Origin of the sequence: Acidipropionibacterium jensenii DSM 20535, from assembly GCF_000425285.1 — a bacterium.
Taxonomy (GTDB): Bacteria; Actinomycetota; Actinomycetes; order Propionibacteriales; family Propionibacteriaceae; genus Acidipropionibacterium; species Acidipropionibacterium jensenii.
In genome coordinates this window covers 1-17,292 of sequence record NZ_AUDD01000007.1, presented here as the reverse complement: position 1 = coordinate 17,292, position 17,292 = coordinate 1, and the positions used below count along the sequence as shown (strand labels likewise).

At 62.0% G+C, this 17,292-nt stretch carries 22 protein-coding genes, 1 tRNA gene and 1 pseudogene; all 24 read left to right on the top strand.

From position 1 onward, the window contains the following. Position 1 precedes the first annotated feature (1 nt). Positions 2–256, top strand: coding sequence for a hypothetical protein (locus H590_RS0105865; RefSeq protein ID WP_028702827.1), 255 nt, complete (start codon positions 2–4; stop codon positions 254–256). A gap of 134 nt (positions 257–390) precedes the next feature. After that, complete coding sequence (locus H590_RS0105860) at positions 391–708, top strand: hypothetical protein (protein WP_028702826.1); 318 nt, start codon at positions 391–393, stop codon at positions 706–708. Then, complete coding sequence (locus H590_RS15160; RefSeq protein WP_036981288.1) at positions 705–884, top strand: hypothetical protein; 180 nt, start codon at positions 705–707, stop codon at positions 882–884. Before H590_RS0105860 ends, H590_RS15160 begins: the two co-directional genes overlap by 4 nt. Further along, positions 881–1,288, top strand: a complete 408-nt coding sequence (locus tag H590_RS18300; protein WP_126412781.1) for a hypothetical protein — start codon at positions 881–883, stop codon at positions 1,286–1,288. The genes H590_RS15160 and H590_RS18300 overlap by 4 nt, the downstream gene beginning before the upstream one ends. 199 nt (positions 1,289–1,487) lie before the next feature. After that, entirely contained in the window at positions 1,488–1,637 is a 150-nt protein-coding gene (locus tag H590_RS18295; RefSeq protein ID WP_154655311.1) for a hypothetical protein, read from the top strand. A 57-nt stretch (positions 1,638–1,694) separates the two neighbouring features. After that, a complete protein-coding gene (locus tag H590_RS0105840) occupies positions 1,695–1,940 on the top strand; it encodes a hypothetical protein (protein ID WP_028702825.1) in 246 nt (81 codons plus the stop codon). After that, a complete protein-coding gene (locus H590_RS0105835; protein ID WP_028702824.1) occupies positions 1,937–2,758 on the top strand; it encodes a hypothetical protein in 822 nt (273 codons plus the stop codon). The genes H590_RS0105840 and H590_RS0105835 overlap by 4 nt, the downstream gene beginning before the upstream one ends. A 142-nt stretch (positions 2,759–2,900) precedes the next feature. Then, a tRNA-Trp gene (locus H590_RS18290) sits at positions 2,901–2,973 on the top strand. Positions 2,974–3,165: 192 nt separating this feature from the next. Then, entirely contained in the window at positions 3,166–3,573 is a 408-nt protein-coding gene (locus H590_RS0105830) for a hypothetical protein (protein ID WP_028702823.1), read from the top strand. An 18-nt stretch (positions 3,574–3,591) separates the two neighbouring features. Continuing rightward, the gene (locus tag H590_RS17860; RefSeq protein ID WP_036981286.1) at positions 3,592–4,299 is read left to right on the top strand and encodes an HNH endonuclease; all 708 of its coding nucleotides are present in this window, start codon (positions 3,592–3,594) and stop codon (positions 4,297–4,299) included. 196 nt (positions 4,300–4,495) lie between these two features. Then, the gene (locus H590_RS0105820) at positions 4,496–4,804 is read left to right on the top strand and encodes a hypothetical protein (RefSeq protein WP_028702822.1); all 309 of its coding nucleotides are present in this window, start codon (positions 4,496–4,498) and stop codon (positions 4,802–4,804) included. A gap of 1 nt (position 4,805) precedes the next feature. Further along, complete coding sequence (locus H590_RS15150) at positions 4,806–6,545, top strand: terminase large subunit domain-containing protein (protein ID WP_051238223.1); 1,740 nt, start codon at positions 4,806–4,808, stop codon at positions 6,543–6,545. A gap of 11 nt (positions 6,546–6,556) precedes the next feature. Then, positions 6,557–7,876: a phage portal protein family protein gene (locus H590_RS15145; RefSeq protein WP_071161710.1), complete on the top strand. Its 1,320-nt coding sequence runs from the start codon at positions 6,557–6,559 to the stop codon at positions 7,874–7,876. Beyond that, positions 7,821–9,194: a head maturation protease, ClpP-related gene (locus H590_RS15140; protein WP_161626002.1), complete on the top strand. Its 1,374-nt coding sequence runs from the start codon at positions 7,821–7,823 to the stop codon at positions 9,192–9,194. Before H590_RS15145 ends, H590_RS15140 begins: the two co-directional genes overlap by 56 nt. Further along, complete coding sequence (locus H590_RS17855) at positions 9,194–9,550, top strand: DUF2190 family protein (RefSeq protein WP_084149301.1); 357 nt, start codon at positions 9,194–9,196, stop codon at positions 9,548–9,550. Before H590_RS15140 ends, H590_RS17855 begins: the two co-directional genes overlap by 1 nt. Positions 9,551–9,561: 11 nt before the next feature. Continuing rightward, positions 9,562–10,503 carry a phage major capsid protein gene (locus H590_RS18890; RefSeq protein ID WP_028702821.1) on the top strand — a complete coding sequence of 314 codons (942 nt, stop codon included), beginning with the start codon at positions 9,562–9,564 and terminating at the stop codon, positions 10,501–10,503. 927 nt (positions 10,504–11,430) lie between these two features. Beyond that, on the top strand, positions 11,431–11,727 hold the full coding sequence (locus tag H590_RS0105785) for a hypothetical protein (protein ID WP_028702818.1): 297 nt from the start codon (positions 11,431–11,433) through the stop codon (positions 11,725–11,727). Beyond that, positions 11,728–11,922, top strand: a complete 195-nt coding sequence (locus H590_RS0105780; RefSeq protein WP_028702817.1) for a hypothetical protein — start codon at positions 11,728–11,730, stop codon at positions 11,920–11,922. Positions 11,923–12,066: 144 nt separating this feature from the next. Beyond that, positions 12,067–12,438 carry a hypothetical protein gene (locus H590_RS0105770; protein ID WP_028702816.1) on the top strand — a complete coding sequence of 124 codons (372 nt, stop codon included), beginning with the start codon at positions 12,067–12,069 and terminating at the stop codon, positions 12,436–12,438. Positions 12,439–12,494: 56 nt separating this feature from the next. Next, positions 12,495–13,070, top strand: coding sequence for a phage tail tube protein (locus H590_RS0105765; RefSeq protein ID WP_126412779.1), 576 nt, complete (start codon positions 12,495–12,497; stop codon positions 13,068–13,070). A gap of 99 nt (positions 13,071–13,169) precedes the next feature. After that, a complete protein-coding gene (locus H590_RS0105760; protein WP_126412778.1) occupies positions 13,170–13,466 on the top strand; it encodes a hypothetical protein in 297 nt (98 codons plus the stop codon). Between the two features lie 152 nt (positions 13,467–13,618). Further along, positions 13,619–13,873, top strand: a complete 255-nt coding sequence (locus H590_RS18285; protein ID WP_126412777.1) for a hypothetical protein — start codon at positions 13,619–13,621, stop codon at positions 13,871–13,873. Further along, positions 13,870–16,983: a phage tail tape measure protein gene (locus H590_RS17220; protein WP_028702813.1), complete on the top strand. Its 3,114-nt coding sequence runs from the start codon at positions 13,870–13,872 to the stop codon at positions 16,981–16,983. Before H590_RS18285 ends, H590_RS17220 begins: the two co-directional genes overlap by 4 nt. 102 nt (positions 16,984–17,085) lie before the next feature. Continuing rightward, positions 17,086–17,292: pseudogene (locus H590_RS19105) on the top strand (IS1380 family transposase); the annotation flags it as partial.

The following is a 17,292-nucleotide window of genomic DNA, read 5'->3' as shown; positions in this document are numbered from 1 at the left end:
CATGCACATCCTCACCAACGAAGGACTCCGCAAGGCCGAGCAGGTCGAGGTCCAATGCATCCTCGCCAACCTCCACAACGACCTCTCCGAAATAGACCGCAAGAACGACCCGGCGAACGGCGAATTCCCCCCCATCTACCTTCACGGATTCGTCAACGGGATCCGCACCGCCCAAGACGAGATCCGCAAAATCCTCGACACCTACGACGACCCCGACTTCATCCGGGACTTCTTCGACGGGCAGGGCGAAGCATGACCTCTGATCGCGAGGACCGAATCAGGCGCGCCGCATCAACCGACCCTGAAGTGCAAGCCGCCTACTACCGCGAGGCCATGGCCGACGCCCACAGAGTCGTCGCCGCATCACAACCCCACCGAAAGGACCGACCCATGCCATTCACCAATTGGCGCACTGTCGTCGCTGTCATCAACGCCGTGTGCATCGCCCTGTACATCGCACTCATCTGGCAGATCGCCCACAACACGCCCGCGATCCTCCTCGCTATCGCCTTGTACCTGATCGCGATGCCCATCGCCCAATGGGCTGTCCGACGCGAATGCGAAACCGCCGAACTCGAACGGCTCGCCATCCTCCGCAAATCTAAAGGCGACTCGGCCGACTGGAAGAAACTCGCCGCACAGTGTGAGCAGCAGATCAAAACCACCAACCCGCCAGCTGCCCCCGAGATCCCCGAGGAGCAAAAGTGACCACGCTGGAGGTCTTTCCAGTCGCCGATGACATCGACCACACCGACGGACCCGACTGCATCTGCGGACCCACCATCACCGACGCCACCGTCCTCCGATGGATCCCCCTCGCCGTATCCACCGCATACCTCACCTGGACCCTCGCCGCCTACATCCGCACCAGGAGAACCCGATGAGCAACCACAAGATCGACCCGAGCACCGGGATGCCAGCAGTACCAGACGGATGGCGGTGGCGTGTCGAGTACATTCGCGATTTCTCCGGCGCCATCCGGAGGTCGCTTGGCTTATGGGTCGCACTCGAACGGCACAGCACGGTACAGACCTCAGTCTGCGATTCGAAGGGCTTCCTCGGGATCGGCCGCCGAAGCCATGTTGAGACGTCGGAACTGTGGGGGCACATCTGGAGCTTGCCGGTTCCAGAACAGTCAAGTGATGACGTTGTCGATACCGCCCGTCAAATCCTCGACCAGCTCAATGATCAACTGGCTGCTGACAGTCTCGTCGGAACCTATCCGCCCGGGGATCTGAAACGCCAGCGAGCCCACCAGATTGATTGGGGCAAGGGGCCATGCTCATGAGCAGCCACCGCGTGAACCCATCAATCCAGGTTCAGCTCAGGAGGCTCGCAGAAGCGCTGCGATGGAGGTATCGAGACGACCCACCACCCTGTTACGGGCACGGTTATGGACCGTGGCCTCTCGCACTGATCTCCGAGACCGGCCCCGAACTGATCGACGCCACCCACATCACACCCCACCACATGCACAAGGAGCAGCAATGAGCAACGAAACCCCCAACATCGGAAACCTGGACGACATCATCATGGGGATGAGGCAACTCCGCGAAATGTGGGAGGCTGCCGTCAACGCCGGCTTCACAGAAGACCAAGCCATGGAGCTCATCATCGCCATGGTCAAAGGAAACTGACCATGGCATCGACCACAGCGAAACTGCTCCTCGACATCATCGACCCAAAGGAACATGATGAGTGACCAGACCGGCCTCATGCTGGAGCGGATGTCCGAAGCGACCTTGCTGTCAGTCAAGGAAATCCTCACCAGCCTCGCCGACATCGGAGCCCAGATCGCGAAGACCGGCATCACCCTGCAATCCCGACGTCACATCCGCTTCACACTGCCCACATCATCACGGCCACCCTGCCCACAATCCGCGCCACCCATCGACGCACGAATCGCAGACATGGCCATCACCACCAGGAGGCACCCGTGACAGACCAGCTCGAATGGATCCCAGACTGGAGAAACACCGACCGAATCAGACAGCTCCCGGCGATCGTCGATGAGCTCCACGCCCTCGACGGGACACGCAACCCGTCCGACGGTCCGGCGATCCACCACCCGCCCGTCTTCGGGTCCAAAGCGCCCTGTGATGAGACCGTGACATTCCTCCTCGACGGACGGGAGGACTCGCACTGGGGAGGACTCGCACGCTTGCAGGACGTCTCCCGCCTCGTCTGGGATGCACTCGGACCAGACGGCCAGCAGCAGCATCCGCAGCCCACCGAATCATCATGGGAGGCCGAATGCGCATGGCTCGCACCAGCATGGCTCACCGTCGTCAACACCATGCCTGAGGTGCAATTCAAAGCCGCGCAACAGCAAATCAACGACCTCTACTCCAGCGCCGCGCACGCCATCGGACTCCGGCCACCCCACCGAATCCCCTGCCCAGAATGCGACTCCACCCTTGTCGAGGACGGTGACATGCTCGTCTGCACAGCGACCCGATGGCAGCCCTTCCGGCACGAGTACCCGGGCCCGGCGCGCATGACTGCCGATTGGATGCACGCGGCACCCCTCACCACACAGGAGGCATGCGAGGCGATCCCCGGCATCACCGAGAGGAAACTCCGGCTCTGGCGTGACACCCACAAGATCACACCGGTCACCCAGATCAAATCAGCCCGAGGACGCCCAACCCAGCTGTGGCGGCCCTGGGACATCATCGCCCTCACGTTCCCCGGCATCCTCGAATCGCTGGCCCGAAAGGACGAGGAGATCACTGATTGCATGACAGCTGAAATGTGATAACCTACGTCGTGAGGCAGAAGTGTCTCCAAATAGCTGGCCGCTGATCCCCGGATCTGGCGGCCTTTTCTCATGCCTCCCGCCGATGGTGGGCAGGAAGTACCGTCCCGGAGTCCTGCAGCTTTGCGGGGCCGGGGCGGTGCGATTGGTGGGCCACTGGTGTGGTGCACGGTCTCCAAAACCGCGCTCGGGGAGTTCGATCCTCTCACCATCAGCGCGCTCACCAAGCCTCTCCACCGGAAGCTCAAATGGTGACGGGAACCCACCTCGCAGAAGTGCCGAGGGAATGGGCCTGCGAAGATCCCGGCTTCGGTCCACAATCCGGGAACCCACACGTGGCCAGCGTCCAGGGTGTTCCTTTCCGCCCCCACACTGTGCGGACAGGGCATCCGCGACCATCCGCCGGAATGGTGACCACAATCCGGCACACACTTCCCGCACGGACAGCGCAGATCCGCAACGCCGCGACCACGGTCAGCGACATCGATAGCGGCAATCACGTCCCGCGCGGGATGCACACCACGGAGGCGACCATGAAGATCCCGGAACTCATCGAGATCGTCGGGCAGAGCAATAGCAAGATGGCCGGCGTCTACATTGACGGTACGCGCCTACGTCATCCGCTTGCTGACCGACCCGTCCAGATCACCGACAACGGCCCCTACTCCGAGGTCGCGGTGAGTCTGATCGGGATCGAAGCGCGGACCTGGGCGTCGGTTCCCGAGCACCTCCAACTGCAATCGCGGATCTACTACGACGAGGCTGGGAATCCACACCGATTCGACCCAGCCGACGAGATCACAGACGACCTCTAAGATCGCAAGGAGGTCACGGTGCAGGTCAGGCCATGGTCCGGACGCGCCGCCCAAGATGCACTCCGCTGGATCCGCGCCAAAGGCCGACGCGAACACCTGCCCTGCTGCATATGCGGAGAGCCCCTGGACTACTCACTGCGCGGCGGCGACTGGTCATGCTCCGTCCAGCACATCAAACCCAGATCCAAGTTCCCCGAGCTCACCTGGGACCGAGCCAACTGGGCGCCATCACACCTGCGATGCAACAAGCGCGCAGGCGACCGATGGCAGCCACCAGACGAACGGTCACGCCTCGTCGTCATCCTCTGCGGCCCACCAGGAGCAGGGAAGACCACCATCGCACGTCAGCAGGACCAGCTCGACATCCTCGACTGGGACGACCCGCAATGGACATCACGGGCGCAGTTCACCAAAGCCATGCGTGGCATCGCCGCCAACCCGCACGCCCGAGCCGTCATCATCCGCTCCGGCGCCACCACCACAGCCCGCGTCAGGGCACGACGCACCGCACGCGCGACACACACCTTCCTCGTCACCACACCCGAAGCCGTATGCCGACAGCGCGTCATCCAACGGCACCGAGGCGACGAGAAGCAAAGCCTCCAAGGCATCACCGGATACTTCCTCGCATTCGACCACAACGACAATGCGCCCGAATTTCCAGGATGGAATACCATTCTCGAAATCAATAAACCAAAACCAATCGCGCCGATAATCACATACTGAATGGCGACTCGCATATTCACCCCGCATGCATGACTATGCGAGGCGACGCATACTTATGCACCCACCCCCACCCAGAAAAGCCAGCGCGAAACAAAGGGACACTTCCACGGCCGGCACCGGCCGCCCTCCCCTGGTTTTTGGTGAGGGGGGTCGCGCGCGCGGTCTGCTGGACCTAATATTTATGCATGGAGTGGTGATGTCTGACAAGTTCCCGATGAAGAGTGTTTCGGAGGCTTTGGAGGATTCTTTGCGGGGGTCTCCTGGTTTGTTGAAGAGGAATTCGGCTACTGTTGCGGCTGCTCGGTCGTTGGCGTTGTTGATTGACGATCAGCAGGTGTTGGTGTCGGAGGGCGGGAAGTTCGACAACACGGTGTTCCCGACGTTTTTGAAGTTTTGTGAGGCGTTGGGGTTGACGGTGGAGAAGAAAACGGATGCGAAGAAGCCGGCGGAGCCGAGGAAGCCTGCGTCGAAGTTGGACAAGTTCAAGGGGCTGAAGGTGGTGTGAGATGGTCACCAGCGCTTCAAAGCTGAAGGCTGGTAGCCATTCTCGGCGGAAGGTCCGTCATGGGCGGACTGAGCCGAGGATTTTCACGCCGCCGCTTCGCGAACTGACTGAGGAGACGTCTCTCGGGTTCGCTGCGGTGGAGTTCGCCCGGGATGTGTGTGGGGTCGACTTGTTCCCGTGGCAGCGGTGGCTGCTGGTGCACATGTTGGAGCTGGCCGGCGATTTGACGGTGTCGACGTTGGATCGTCGTGACCCGTTGGACGCGCTGTTCAGGTTCCGCAAGGTTGTTGTCGAGGTTGCCCGGCAAAACGGCAAGAGTGTTGTCTCGCAGGTGTTGGCGCTGTTCTTTCTGTTCGTGCTTGGCGTCGATCTGGTGCTGGGTACGGCGCAGGATTTGGACACCGCCTCGGAGGTGTGGGACGGCGTCCAGGACATCATCGATGACACGCCAGATCTGGCGAAGCTCGCCGATAAGCCGATTCGTGTCAACGGCCAGAAGACAATCCGGCTGAAGTCCGGCGAACGGTACAAGGTCAAGGCGGCAAACCGCAAGGCGGGTCGCGGACTTTCCGGAGATTTGATCCTCCTTGACGAGCTTCGTGAGCATCAGAGCTGGGATGCGTGGGCTGCGATCACGAAGACGACGAATGCCCGCCCTGCCGCGCTGATCGCCACGTTCAGCAATGCCGGTGACATGTCGTCGGTAGTGCTGAAGACGCTCCGTGCGATGGCGCATGAGGCTCTGGGTGATCCCGACGGCATCAACGCGGCCGAAGAGGCCCGGCAGACTCCGACGATTGACGAGATCTCAGAGATGCCAGACCTCGCCGACGAGGATGGCGACGATCTAGCGCCTGAGGATTTCGACGAGGACCCTGACACTCTGGGGATTTTCGAATGGTCGGCCGCCCCTGGCTGTGACGTGATGGACCGTGACGGCTGGGCGCAGGCGAACCCGTCGATGGGCTATTGCATCTCGGAGGCGACGATCGCCGGAGATGCGAAGACTGAGGGGCAGCGCGCCGACACGGAGTGGACTTTCCGCACTGAGTGTCTGTGCCAGTGGCCTGATGGCGGGCTGCATGGCCCGTTCCCGTCTGGGGCGTGGGATCGCGGCGTGGTGCAGCTTGTCGAGGATGCCGGCGGGGCTGTGACGGTTGCCCAGGCGGATCGGATTTCGGCGCCGTGGGTGGTGTCGGTTGACATGTCTTTGGACCGGTCGCACACGTGGCTGTGTCGTGCCGGACGCCGCCCTGATGGCGTGATTCAGGGTGAGGTGTGGCATGCGGAGCAGGGTGTCGGCTGGGTGAAGCCGTGGCTGGTCGAGCATGCGTCGGAGGTTTCGGCGTGGACCGGTCAGGCCCGTGGCGCGCAGATCTCAGATCTGGTGTCGCAGCTTTCTGATGATCCAGATTTCACAATCCCGCACGTCGACCTGGACACCATGAGGTGCTTCGGGATCGTGCACGACATGGTTCGTGACGGGAAGGTCATGCACACCCCGCAGGCGCAGCTGGATGTTGCTGCTGCGACCGCGTCGATCGCCTATCGCGGCGATCAGGGTGTGGTGGATCGGAAGAAGTCTCCGGGCGATGCGGCGCCGTTGATGGCGTGGGTTGAGGCCGTGTGGCTCGCCCAGCAGCCTGTCGCAGTGCCGCCGAAAGTGCCGTTCGCGCGCACAATATCGGGCCGTGACCCGGTCTCTAGTTCCCGCATTTCCGTGATGGGCATGCATTTTTGAGGAGGCGCTGAATGCCGTCGACATCCGAGATTGGCTATCAGCTGCCGAAGTGGTGGACAGATACCGGTCTATGGTGGTTTGCGCCCGACGATGAGGACAATCCGGATTTGTGCTGGCCGAAGTCGGTCGGCGTTTTCGACCGGATGCGTCGTGAGGACGCCCAGATCGCGTCGATTCTGCGAGCTGTGACGCTGCCGATCCGCCGCACCGCCTGGTCTATTGACGGGACGGGATGCGACCCTGTCGTGGCCCGTTTTGTGGCCGATGCTGTGGGTCTTCCCGTGAAGGGCGATCGGACGCCGCCGTTGAGGATGGGTGATCGATTCTCATGGCCTGATCATTTGCGGATGGCGTTGACTGCTCTTCCTTTCGGGCACGCGTTCTTTGAGCAGGTTTACCGTCAGACCGATGACGGCCTGTTCACACTGCACAAGCTCGGATGGCGGCCACCACGGACAATATCTGAGGTGAATGTTGACGCCGATGGCGGCCTGGTTTCAATCGGCCAGTATGAGTCGGAGCCGATTCCGGTTGCGAACCTGGTCGCTTATATCAACGACCGCGAGGGCGGGAACTGGCTTGGGCAGTCGATCCTCCGCCCGGCCTACGGCCCGTGGATTCTGAAACAGCGTGCGTTGCAAATCCAGTCCACGACGTTGGAGCGGAACGGTTTGGGGATACCGGTTTACGAGTGCCCGCCGACACCTGAGGGGATGGCCGGTTCGGCCAGAGAGGATGAGTGGCTCGACCAGCAGGCGAAGGCTGGTGAGGATCTCGTTTCGAATCTTCGGGGTGGTGAGAATGCCGGTGCGTCAATCCCGAATGGGGCGAAGCTTTCACTGCTCGCACCGAATGGCACGCTCCCCGACGCGAACAAGCCGATCTCATACTATGACGAACAGATTGCACGGAGCGTTCTGGCGCACTTCCTGAATCTGGGGACTCAGACCGGTTCGTGGGCGTTGGGTTCCACGTTCGCGGATTTCTTCACGATGTCGTTGCAGACGGTCGCCGAGTGGGTGGCCGATGTGACTAACCGGCATGTGATTGAGGATCTGGTCGATATCAATTTCGGCACCGATGTTCCGGCGCCGAGGCTGGTGTTTGAGGAGATCGGGTCGCAGCAGCCGGCGACGGCTGAGGCGATGCAGTCTCTTGTCCAGACTGGCGTGATTCGGCCCGATGACGTTCTGGAGATATATGTGAGGGAACGTTATGGCCTGCCTCCAGCTGATCCGGCGACTGCCCGGTCGCTGGGGGTGCAGGAGGGTCTGGATGGCGGCAGTGACAAGCCTGAGGGGGGCGACGATGGCAATGCCACCGAGAATTGAGATCAAGAACATGACCATTCACACGGCCGATGGTGAGCCGATTGCGGGACCGGTGTCTGGTTCGCTGGATTCAGTGGATGAGGTGGCTAAGGCGTTCGTCGATGTGGCGCCGAAGATGCCCGCAGCAGCCGATGGGTCGGCGGTTCGTGGACGTGGTGTGGTGCGGAAGCCTGCCGGGTCGTACACGTGCAAGATGTCCGACGACAGCCGGTCTGCCGAGGTGCACGTTTATGGTGCGATCGGCCAGGACATGTGGGGCGACGGCGTCGATTCTTCCGAGTTCGTGAAGACGGTCGACGGGCTCGACGTGGACCAGTTGACTGTGCACGTGAATTCTCCGGGCGGGGATGCTTTCGCCGGGATCGCGATGATGAATGCGCTTCGCCGGCAGTCTGCGCAGGTGGATGTGACCGTCGACGGGCTGGCTGCTTCTGCCGCATCGTACATCGCGATGGGTGGTGACACCCTGACGATGGGCCGTAATTCTCAGCTGATGATTCATGATGCTTCGGGTGGCTGTTGGGGTAATGCGGCCGATATGGAGAAGACGGCAGACATTCTGTCGAAGCTTTCGGATCAGGTCGCCGGCGTGTATGCCGAGAAGGCCGGCGGTGATGCTGCCCGGTGGCGTGATGTGATGCGCGCGGAGACGTGGTACACGGCAGATGAGGCGGTGGCCGCCGGGCTGGCTGATTCCGTCGATGAGTCGCGGAAGCCCGCCGATGATTCCCCGCAGGATTTCGACTTGCGGTTCTTCAATTATGCGGGGCGTCGTGGCGCACCCGCTCCTGTGTTTCCTGAGCCTCGCGCCCAGGTTGCGGTGGCTGACAGTCCGGCCGTGCCGGAAACCAACAATTCTGAAAGGGAGGCCGACATGGCTTTCATTGAAGATGTGAGGGCACGGCTCGGGCTTTCCGATGCCGACGAGGCAGGAATCCTCGACACCCTCGAAAAGCTGAGCAAGCGGCGCGAGGTGCCCGAGGGGGTCGCGCTGATCGACCAGGTGAAGCTGGATGAGCTGAAGGCGTCCGCCGAGCGGGGTGCGAAGGCTCTCGCCGACCTGGATGCCGCACGGCGTGAGCAGATCGTCGACGAGGCCATCTCGAAGGGGAAGATTCCCCCGGCCCGTCGCGACCACTGGCTGGCGCAGATGGAGGTCGATGAGGAGGGCGCCGTGCAGGTCCTCGACGGGCTCGATGAAGGCACCATCCCGCTGAGCCCGATCGGCTACGTCGGCGGTGTCGACGAGTCCGGAGACGAGGCCGACAGAATCTACGCGAAAGCGTGGGGAGATCCACACGCGAAGGAGACTCACTGATGTCCAACTATCTTCCGAAGATCGACACCCATTCCGTTCTCACCCGCAGCGCATCGGCTGATGTGGTCGGCGGCCAGTTGGTCGATGTGTCCGGGTCGAAGACCGTGGCCCCGGCTGCTGCTGATTCTGCCGCAGTCCTGGGAGTTGCACTGTCTGACGCGAAGACCGGCCAGGCTGTTTCGGTGTCCCTGGGTGGCGTGCAGCGTCCCGTCGCTGAAGGCGATATCACAGCTGGCGTGAAGGTTTTCTCCGCAGTTGCTGGGAAGGTTTCCGCGAAGGGAAGCAACAATCCGATTGGTATTGCCCTGGAGTCAGTCAAATCAGGCGCCCAGGTCGAAATTCAGATGGCCCGCTGAGGAGGACCTGAATGTACAAGTATGCTGGCACTCCTGCCGGTCTCGATTCCAGTCTCACCGCTGTTGAGATCCATTATCTTTTGAAGAATCCGACCATTCTGGCGCAGCGATTCAAGTCGCTGGTCGATGAGCATTTCATCGCCGACTATCTGCTGACCGGCCGGTATCAGGCTGTCGGCGGGGCGATCGTCTATCCCGCCCATGACCTCGATATCTACCCTGAGAACGAGCCTGAGGAGGTTGCTCCCGGCGCGCAGTACCCGCTGACTCAGATGGATTCTGGTCAGCTGGCGATCTCCCACACCACTAAGCGGGGGTTCGGCACTCATGTGACCGACGAGGAGATCTCCCGGCTTCTCCTCAACCCCGTCAATGAGGCATTCGCGTTCCTGTCGAATGGTGTCGTGCGCCAGACCGACGAGATCGCCATGTCAACCATTTCGTCGAAGGTCACGGCTACTTTTGCGTCGTCGAAGAAGTGGACCGGCAACCCTAGCGAGGCTGACAATGTGCGCGGAATTGTCACCTCGATCAAGGGTGCCGCCGCTAAGATGCGCGGGCTGAAGCTGGGGCTGACCCCAGACACCGTGGTGCTCACCGAGGCTCAGTATGAGACTGCGATGGCCGAGCTGCTGCTGGCAGGGTTCCTCCCCCGCGAGCAGGACAATCCCCTGCTGGACGGCGTGTGGCCGACCGTCATGGGGCTGACCTGGATGACCTCGCCGCACGTTCCATTCACTGACCCGCTCCTGCTGGACCGTGAGCAGCTCGGCGGGATGGCTGATGAGGCGATCGAGACTCCGGAGTTCACCTCTGTTGTCAACAACGTCCAGCTCGCTTCTGAGCGGCTCCAGGGCCGTGACGCCTACGAGTTGAGGGCACGCCGCGTGACGGTCCCTGTCGTGCTGCGTTCGGCCGCCGGGGTCCGTATCACCGGGACCGGCCTGTCGTGACCTGGATTGTGAACGGCCCGGCAGCTGTGGTGCGCGTGGGAGATGTGGATCGCATGTTCCCCCGTGGAACGCAGCTGCCGGATGACGTGGACAGTGCGGTCGTAGAGCATCTGGTCTCTGTCGGCCTTGTCTCTGAGGTCAAGCGGAAGCCGGGGCGTCCGAAGAATACCGACGGCGAGCAGACGGTCGGCTGAGTGAGGGGGTGGCACGGTGGGGACTTTCCTGGACGCCGACGATCTGGCCGGATGGGTGCAGGCGACACCCGACATGGTGGCCCAGGCAATTTCCGATGTTGAGGCGAAGGCCCGCCGTGTCGCCCCGTGCATTTTCAGCCCGACGTGGGCTGGGAACGCTGGCGGCCGGGATCTTGTCGTCTCGATTCTCCGGATGGCTGCGGTATGGCTGGTGTCGTCGAAGGGCGGCCGTGTCACGCAGCATTCGGCGGGGCCTTTCTCGGAGACTTTCCGCGATTCTGCGTCTGGGCTGACGGATGAGGACATCGCAGATCTGAGGTCTCTGTGCGGGGACGCACAGCAGGTGTCTGGTTTGCCGCGCTGGGATTTCCCGCCGGCGTCTGATTACAGCCGGCTCTTTGCACGCCCTCCGAGGAGAACACCATGACATCTGTGCAGATTCGCAGGTGGTCGAAAGGCAAAGGATCTGCACATTCGGGTGCCGCTGATGTGTGGGCTGACCCGGTGGACTTTCCGATCATGGGATGGTCGCCGACATTGTCGACGGAGTACCCCACGACTGGGGCAAACCGTATCGTGACCAGGCGCACCGTCTACGCCTACAAGTCCGCCTCCAATAGAGACATTCTTGTCATGGATGGTGAGGACTGGCAGGTCACACAGGATGTGTCCGACTGGAATCAAGGCCCGTACGGGTACAGTCCCGGTTTCGTTTTCACGGTGGAGCAGGTCCGTGGCTAGCACGCGCAAAGGGAAACTGAGGTTCAACCGTGCCGCATGGGATGAGATTCGCAGGCAGCGCGCGGTTGACGCCATGGTGTTGGAGATGGCCATCGCAGTGCGCGACAAGTGCGAGTCTTGGGCGGCAACACACACACTGAACGAATCGGGGCCGCATTTCAAAGTGTTGCATGAGAAGTCGGAGCACCGGTCGCGGTACACCGTGCGTCCTGCGACCCCGGCCGCGATCCGCCTGGTGATGAAGTATCCGGCGGATTTCATGGCTTGTTTGCAGGCTGGCAGGAGGTGAATGATGGACACGATTTGGATCAAGGTCATCGAGACTGGGAAGACGGTCGAGGTGGGCCGTTCCGCAGGGAACGGGATGATTTCTTCCGGTCATGCGGTGCAGGTCTCTAGGCCCGAGGAAACCTTCGGACAGGATTCTGGCGTGGAGGATTCTGGCGTGGAGGATTCGACGGATGACGGCGAGGTGGAGGAGTGACAGATTTTGACTCTGTCGTCATCCGCATCGACAGCACCGGCGTGACTGTGGAGGTGCACCGCGACGGTCAGACGACTGTCGAGGATGTCACCCCTGACATTCCTGCCGATTCTGCTCCCGTGAGCCCGTCTCCGAGGTCGGCCAGTGAGCTGTGACATCTCGACCCTGCTGATCCATGTCCTCCCCGGAATGGTCGGATGCCCGGTCGATACGGAGATCCCAGATACGCGCCCTGAAGGCCGGTTCCTGCGCATTGTGGATGCTGGTGGCCCGGGGATTCGCGACTGGGTGCTCGATCAGGTGCAGGTCACATGGGAGGCGTCGTCCACTATCTCTGCTGCCGACGCCGACGAGCTGGCTCTCCACGTCCGTGATGTGTTCTCCAAGCTGTCCGGCACCCAGCAGGACGGGCAGTGGATCTGTGACGTGACATGCACCCGGCCTCGATGGTTTCCCGACGAGAACCGCATCCCTCGATACGCGGGGTCGGCAACAATCCTGATGCAAAACATTTGACATCAACAATTTAATATCCGGATAGCGGCGGCTAACCCTATTCGAAAGGCCATGAAATGGCTGCACCTGTTATTGGGAAGAGCACCGCTGAGGTTCGTGTTGGTGGTGGTGCAACGACCGGAGGCTATTCGTTCTTCGCGCCCATCGGCTCTACTCGCCCCGCGAAGATCGCCGGCGCCCTCGACCCCGCATATCTTGATCTGGGGTATGTCACCGATGATGGCATCTCGGTGAAGCTCGACAGTTCCACTGACAAGATCCTCGACTGGAATCTGGACACCATCGCGGTGATTCAGAAGTCCAATGAGTGCTCCATCGAGGTGACGTTCGGCCAGGTCGGCGGGAACGTTGCGAAGCTGCTGTTCGGAGATGCGAACGTTGTCGTGGATGCCCTGTCCGGGAAGCTTCAGTCGATCTCCTACACCGGCGAGATTCTGGCGCACCGACAGTTCGCGTTCCTCGGGAAGGACGGCAATGGGCCGTTCGTCCTCGACATTGGGGATGGCCAGGTGACTGGCGTGGACGACATCTCGTTCAAGAAGACTGGCATTGTTCAGTTCAAGACCACGATCGAGCTGTTCAAGGACAAGAACGGCAAGTTCTTCAACTGGCTGCTCGCCGACGCGGCCTGATCTCCCTCATTCTCCTGCCGGGCGGAAAGTTTAGCCGCCGCGCCGCCCGGCAGGTCTTCTTCATTCCTTGGCGGCTCACACTTTTGAAAGGCGACGGCTATGCCCGCGAAGAATGCTGATGTTGTGAAGATTGACACTGGGAAGAGGACTATCGATGTGCCCCGTGAGGACATTGAGGATCCGACCTTTGCCACTCTGGATGTGATCCGCCGGTTCCAGGAAGCCGGGGACAATGATGTGGACTTCGGGGCGTTCCTCGATTTCCCGACCACGTTCGGGTTCGATGTTTCCGACTGGCGGCAGTCCGAGTTCAGGACGTTCCTCGAAGAGTTCTTCACCGCATTCTCGAAGGCGCAGGAGTTGGAGCCGGGGGAATCGTCTGGCTCTGGGGAGTAATCGCCGACCACAGGGCCGAGGTCGAGGTTGAGTGTATCCGTGCAGGGATTCGGCTGCGTGACGCCGGGAAACTGTTTCCGTGGCGTGACGTGTTTGTGCTGGTGCGGTGCGCCCCGGCCGGCTCCCCTATTGCTGGAGCGCTCGATCCGCGTATGGCGTGGACTGTCGATCAATGTTTGGCGGCAACCCGTGTCGATCAGCTGAACGCGCTGCTGTGGTCACTGGGCGGCGGCAAGGGGAAACAGCCAGAACCCATTCCACGGCCTTGGGTTGAGGATTCCCGCCAGATCATCAAGTCCGAGCGGATGACAGTGCAGCAAACAGACGACCTGGTGGCCGCTTTCAGGTCTGGCGGTTTGGGCGGATTCCATCTCCGTGAAGACGACATTGAAGGTGAGACTGAATGACCGAGCTCGCGCAAGGGTATTTGTCGTTGTCTGTCGGCCTGGATCATCCGGGCGCGTCTGTCGCGAAGTGGCTGTCAACGCAGCAGAAGGCTGTCGATGTCGCCGGGAAGGCGATGGGGAAGTCGCTGTCCGGCGGCCTGAATTTGGGTGCGGAGCGGGCGAAGGCTGACGCGGAGCAGGCGAAGCGTGCGTTTGACATTGCGGCGAAGGCTGCAACGGCCGCGTCTGAGAAGCAGGAGGCGGCTGCCCGGAAGGTGCAGATCGCCGAGGCGAAGCTCAACGAGACGCGGGAGAAGTATGCGAAGGATTCCTCGCAAGTTCTCACGGCCGAGGACCGTCTCGCGACGGCGAAGGGTGCAGCCGCCAAGGCGTCCCTGTCGGTGACTGCCGCTGAGGCGAAGCAGGCCACGGCAGCCGACAAGGTGAAGGTTGCCCTGGCTGAGCAGACTGTCGCCACCGGGAAGGCTGCGACTGAGTCGGAGCGGTCTGCTGGGAAGATTCGGACGGCTTTCTCGAAGATCGGGGCGAAGATCCCGAACCCGTTCCGTCAGCTTCCCCCTGACGCGCAGAAGGCCGGGGTGGAGGCTGGCGCCAGGTTCGGGCGCGGTTTCACCGCGGCCGAGAAGTCCACCGGCAGGCTGTCGACGGCTTTCTCCGGTCTAGGCACGAAGGCGAAGGGCATGGGCTCCACGCTCATGTCTTCGCTGGGGATGGTGCTGCCAGTCGCCTCCGGTGCGGCCGGTGGGGTCATGGCCGCCGGTGCGGCCGTGGCCGCCACGGCGAAGGCCGGGATGGATCTGGAATCGGCCCTGTCGAAGGTCAAGGCGACCGGCGGTGTCACGGCCTCCCAGATGGGCCAGTTGAAGACTCAGGCCCTGTCGATGGGCAAGACATTCGGCATGAGCGGCACTGAGGCGACCGGAGCGGTCGAGGCCCTGATCAAGGCCGGAGTGTCCGCCAAGGATGTCGTCGGTGGCGGACTGTCTGGGGCTCTGTCTCTGGCGGCCGCTGGCGAGATGGATGTGGGTGAGGCCGCCGAGACAGCCTCGTCTGCGATGGCGCAGTTCGGGCTGAAGGGCCAGGATGTCGGGCACATCGCCGATGTCCTGTCGCAGGGCGCGAATCTGGCTCAGGGGTCTGTCTCCGACCTGTCGCAGGCGCTGTCTCAGGGCGGCATGGTCGCCTCCCAGATGGGCATGTCCCTGGATGAGACGGTGGGGACTCTCGCCGAGTTCGCCAACAAGGGCCTCATGGGGTCTGATGCTGGCACGTCGTTGAAGTCGATGCTGCAAAGGCTGTCGAATCCGACGAAGCAGGCGTCGAATGCGATGAAGTCCATCGGCCTGAACGCCTATAACGCTCAGGGGAAGTTCGTCGGGCTTTCGTCCATTGCCGGGCAGTTGCAGTCCGGGCTGGGGAAGCTGACGCAGAAGCAGCGTGATTCGGCGCTGGCTACGATTTTCGGAGCTGACGCGGTCCGTGCCGCATCGATTCTTTACAAGGATGGCGCGAAGGGCGTCTCCGGGTGGACGAAGGGCGTCGGCAAGGCCGGGGCCGCTATGGCCACCGCGCGGACGAATACCGACAATTTGAAGGGTGACATCGCCAAGTTCAAGGCGGTGTGGACGAACTCATTCGCCCAGATCGGTGGCTCCTCTCAGGGGCCACTGCGCGACGTTGTCCAATTCTTCACGAAGATCGGTGATGTGCTTCCCGGGGTCGTCGGGAAGATCGGCGAATTCACCTCAGCTGTGTGGAAGATATCGCCGCTGAAGACCCTCCTTGACGATGTCAGGGGGAAGGTCTCTCTTGTCAAGGAAGCCTTCGATATAGCCGGGAAATCGGCGACGCTGGAGACTGGCGACACGAAGGGCTGGGACTCTGTCCTGGACCGGTTCAACCGTCTCCCGAAGTCGATGCAGGATGCCACGCAGGCGCTGATCCAGTTCCGGCAGTCGTTCAAGGCCCCGGATCGGGACAACGCCGCCACCCAGGGCGCCGCAGGGCTGGGGGCTCGCGCCGGCGCCGCAGCACGGACCGCAGGTGACACCTTCAACGTCGCCAAGCAGGCCCTGTCTTTGAAGACTGGCGACACGAAGGGCTGGGATCAGGTCTTCGACAAGTGGTCGAAGCTCCCAAAGGCCGGGCAGGGAATCGTCACAGTCGCCTTGAAGGCCCGCGACGCCATGAAGGAGTTCGGGTCGCAGGCGAAGGCCGCGATCTCGTCGGGCTGGAAGGACATGCTTGACCAGGCCGGGCCGGGAATGAAGGACGCGTGGCAGTCCATCAAGGACCTTTTCTCGTCGATCGGTGACGTGTGGAAGAACGTAATCGGCCCGAATCTGAAGAAGACGGAACCGTTCTGGGATAAGCTCGCTAAGATCGCCAAGGACAGGGCGTTCCAGTCACTCAAGGACACGTTCCGTCTGCTCGGCGACGCCCTGAACATTATCGGCAAGACAATAGGTCTTGTGGTCGACGGGATAAAACTGTTCGTTGACCTGTTCAAGGGACTGTCAGGCCAGGGTTGGGGAGACTTCGGGAAAGATTTCAAGAAGATCGGCGGTGATCTCACCGGCATTGTTGGTGGCATCGGCAAGATGATCACTGATGCATTCGCCGGTCTCGGTCACATGGCAATCGACGGGTTCGTGAAGGGCGGATCTGAGAAGATCACCCAGATCCGCGACAAGGTTGACCACTGGTTCGACTCAGTTGTCGGATGGGTGAAGAACAAGCTTGGTATTCATTCCCCGTCGACGGTGTTCGCGTCGATCGGGTCCTGGTCGATCCAGGGATTCATCGTCGGGATGCAGGGCCTGTTCGGGTCGGTGACGTCGCGGATCGGCGGGTTCTTCACTGGGCTCGGAGGCCGGATGCGCGGCTGGGCGTCCGCCGGGTGGACGAAGGTCGGCGGGGCTTTCTCACGCGGCTGGACGTCGGTAGTGCAGGGCCTGGCCCGCTTCGGCACCCGCATGTCCCGGTTCTGGGGCTCTGCCCGTGCGACAGCGGGACGGATCGCAGGGTCCCTGTGGACGTCCGTGCGAGGCGTTTTCTCCCGAGGGTGGACGAGCGTGACGACCGGCCTAGCCTCGGCGTTTCATCGGTGAGTGCCGGAGGTGTGGTCGCCGGGTAGGCGAAAGTGCTCCTGACTTGGCAGGATAGGGCTTGTATAGAGTCCGAATCCGTCAAGGTCGAGGAGCACTCCCAAGGTGAAGGCTACCGGGTCGTATCCGCGTGTTCATGTCGATGCCGCGCCCGTGGCCGCAGCGGGTCAGGCCGGTGGGGTGCTGCTGGTCGAGACGATCCGCGCCTCCGGGTTGGACCGGGAACTGAGCAGGGCCCTGGCCCGGTGGGCCACACCGTTGACCGTCCATGACCCGGGCAAGATCCTGTGCGATCTGGCCCTGTCCCTGGCT

Bases quoted from the DNA above. Each gene is read 5' to 3' on its own strand.
- H590_RS0105830 (WP_028702823.1), top strand. From the start codon at position 3,166: ATGGTGACCACAATCCGGCACACACTTCCCGCACGGACAGCGCAGATC.
- H590_RS0105760 (WP_126412778.1), top strand. From the start codon at position 13,170: ATGCCCGCGAAGAATGCTGATGTTGTGAAGATTGACACTGGGAAGAGG.
- H590_RS15145 (WP_071161710.1), top strand. From the start codon at position 6,557: ATGCCGTCGACATCCGAGATTGGCTATCAGCTGCCGAAGTGGTGGACA.
- H590_RS18300 (WP_126412781.1), top strand. From the start codon at position 881: ATGAGCAACCACAAGATCGACCCGAGCACCGGGATGCCAGCAGTACCA.
- H590_RS17220 (WP_028702813.1), top strand. From the start codon at position 13,870: ATGACCGAGCTCGCGCAAGGGTATTTGTCGTTGTCTGTCGGCCTGGAT.
- H590_RS0105840 (WP_028702825.1), top strand. From the start codon at position 1,695: ATGAGTGACCAGACCGGCCTCATGCTGGAGCGGATGTCCGAAGCGACC.
- H590_RS18890 (WP_028702821.1), top strand. From the start codon at position 9,562: ATGTACAAGTATGCTGGCACTCCTGCCGGTCTCGATTCCAGTCTCACC.
- H590_RS0105820 (WP_028702822.1), top strand. From the start codon at position 4,496: ATGTCTGACAAGTTCCCGATGAAGAGTGTTTCGGAGGCTTTGGAGGAT.
- H590_RS15150 (WP_051238223.1), top strand. From the start codon at position 4,806: ATGGTCACCAGCGCTTCAAAGCTGAAGGCTGGTAGCCATTCTCGGCGG.
- H590_RS17855 (WP_084149301.1), top strand. From the start codon at position 9,194: ATGTCCAACTATCTTCCGAAGATCGACACCCATTCCGTTCTCACCCGC.
- H590_RS18295 (WP_154655311.1), top strand. From the start codon at position 1,488: ATGAGCAACGAAACCCCCAACATCGGAAACCTGGACGACATCATCATG.
- H590_RS15140 (WP_161626002.1), top strand. From the start codon at position 7,821: ATGGCGGCAGTGACAAGCCTGAGGGGGGCGACGATGGCAATGCCACCG.
- H590_RS0105780 (WP_028702817.1), top strand. From the start codon at position 11,728: ATGATGGACACGATTTGGATCAAGGTCATCGAGACTGGGAAGACGGTC.
- H590_RS18285 (WP_126412777.1), top strand. From the start codon at position 13,619: ATGGCGTGGACTGTCGATCAATGTTTGGCGGCAACCCGTGTCGATCAG.
- H590_RS0105865 (WP_028702827.1), top strand. From the start codon at position 2: ATGCACATCCTCACCAACGAAGGACTCCGCAAGGCCGAGCAGGTCGAG.
- H590_RS0105860 (WP_028702826.1), top strand. From the start codon at position 391: ATGCCATTCACCAATTGGCGCACTGTCGTCGCTGTCATCAACGCCGTG.
- H590_RS0105765 (WP_126412779.1), top strand. From the start codon at position 12,495: ATGGCTGCACCTGTTATTGGGAAGAGCACCGCTGAGGTTCGTGTTGGT.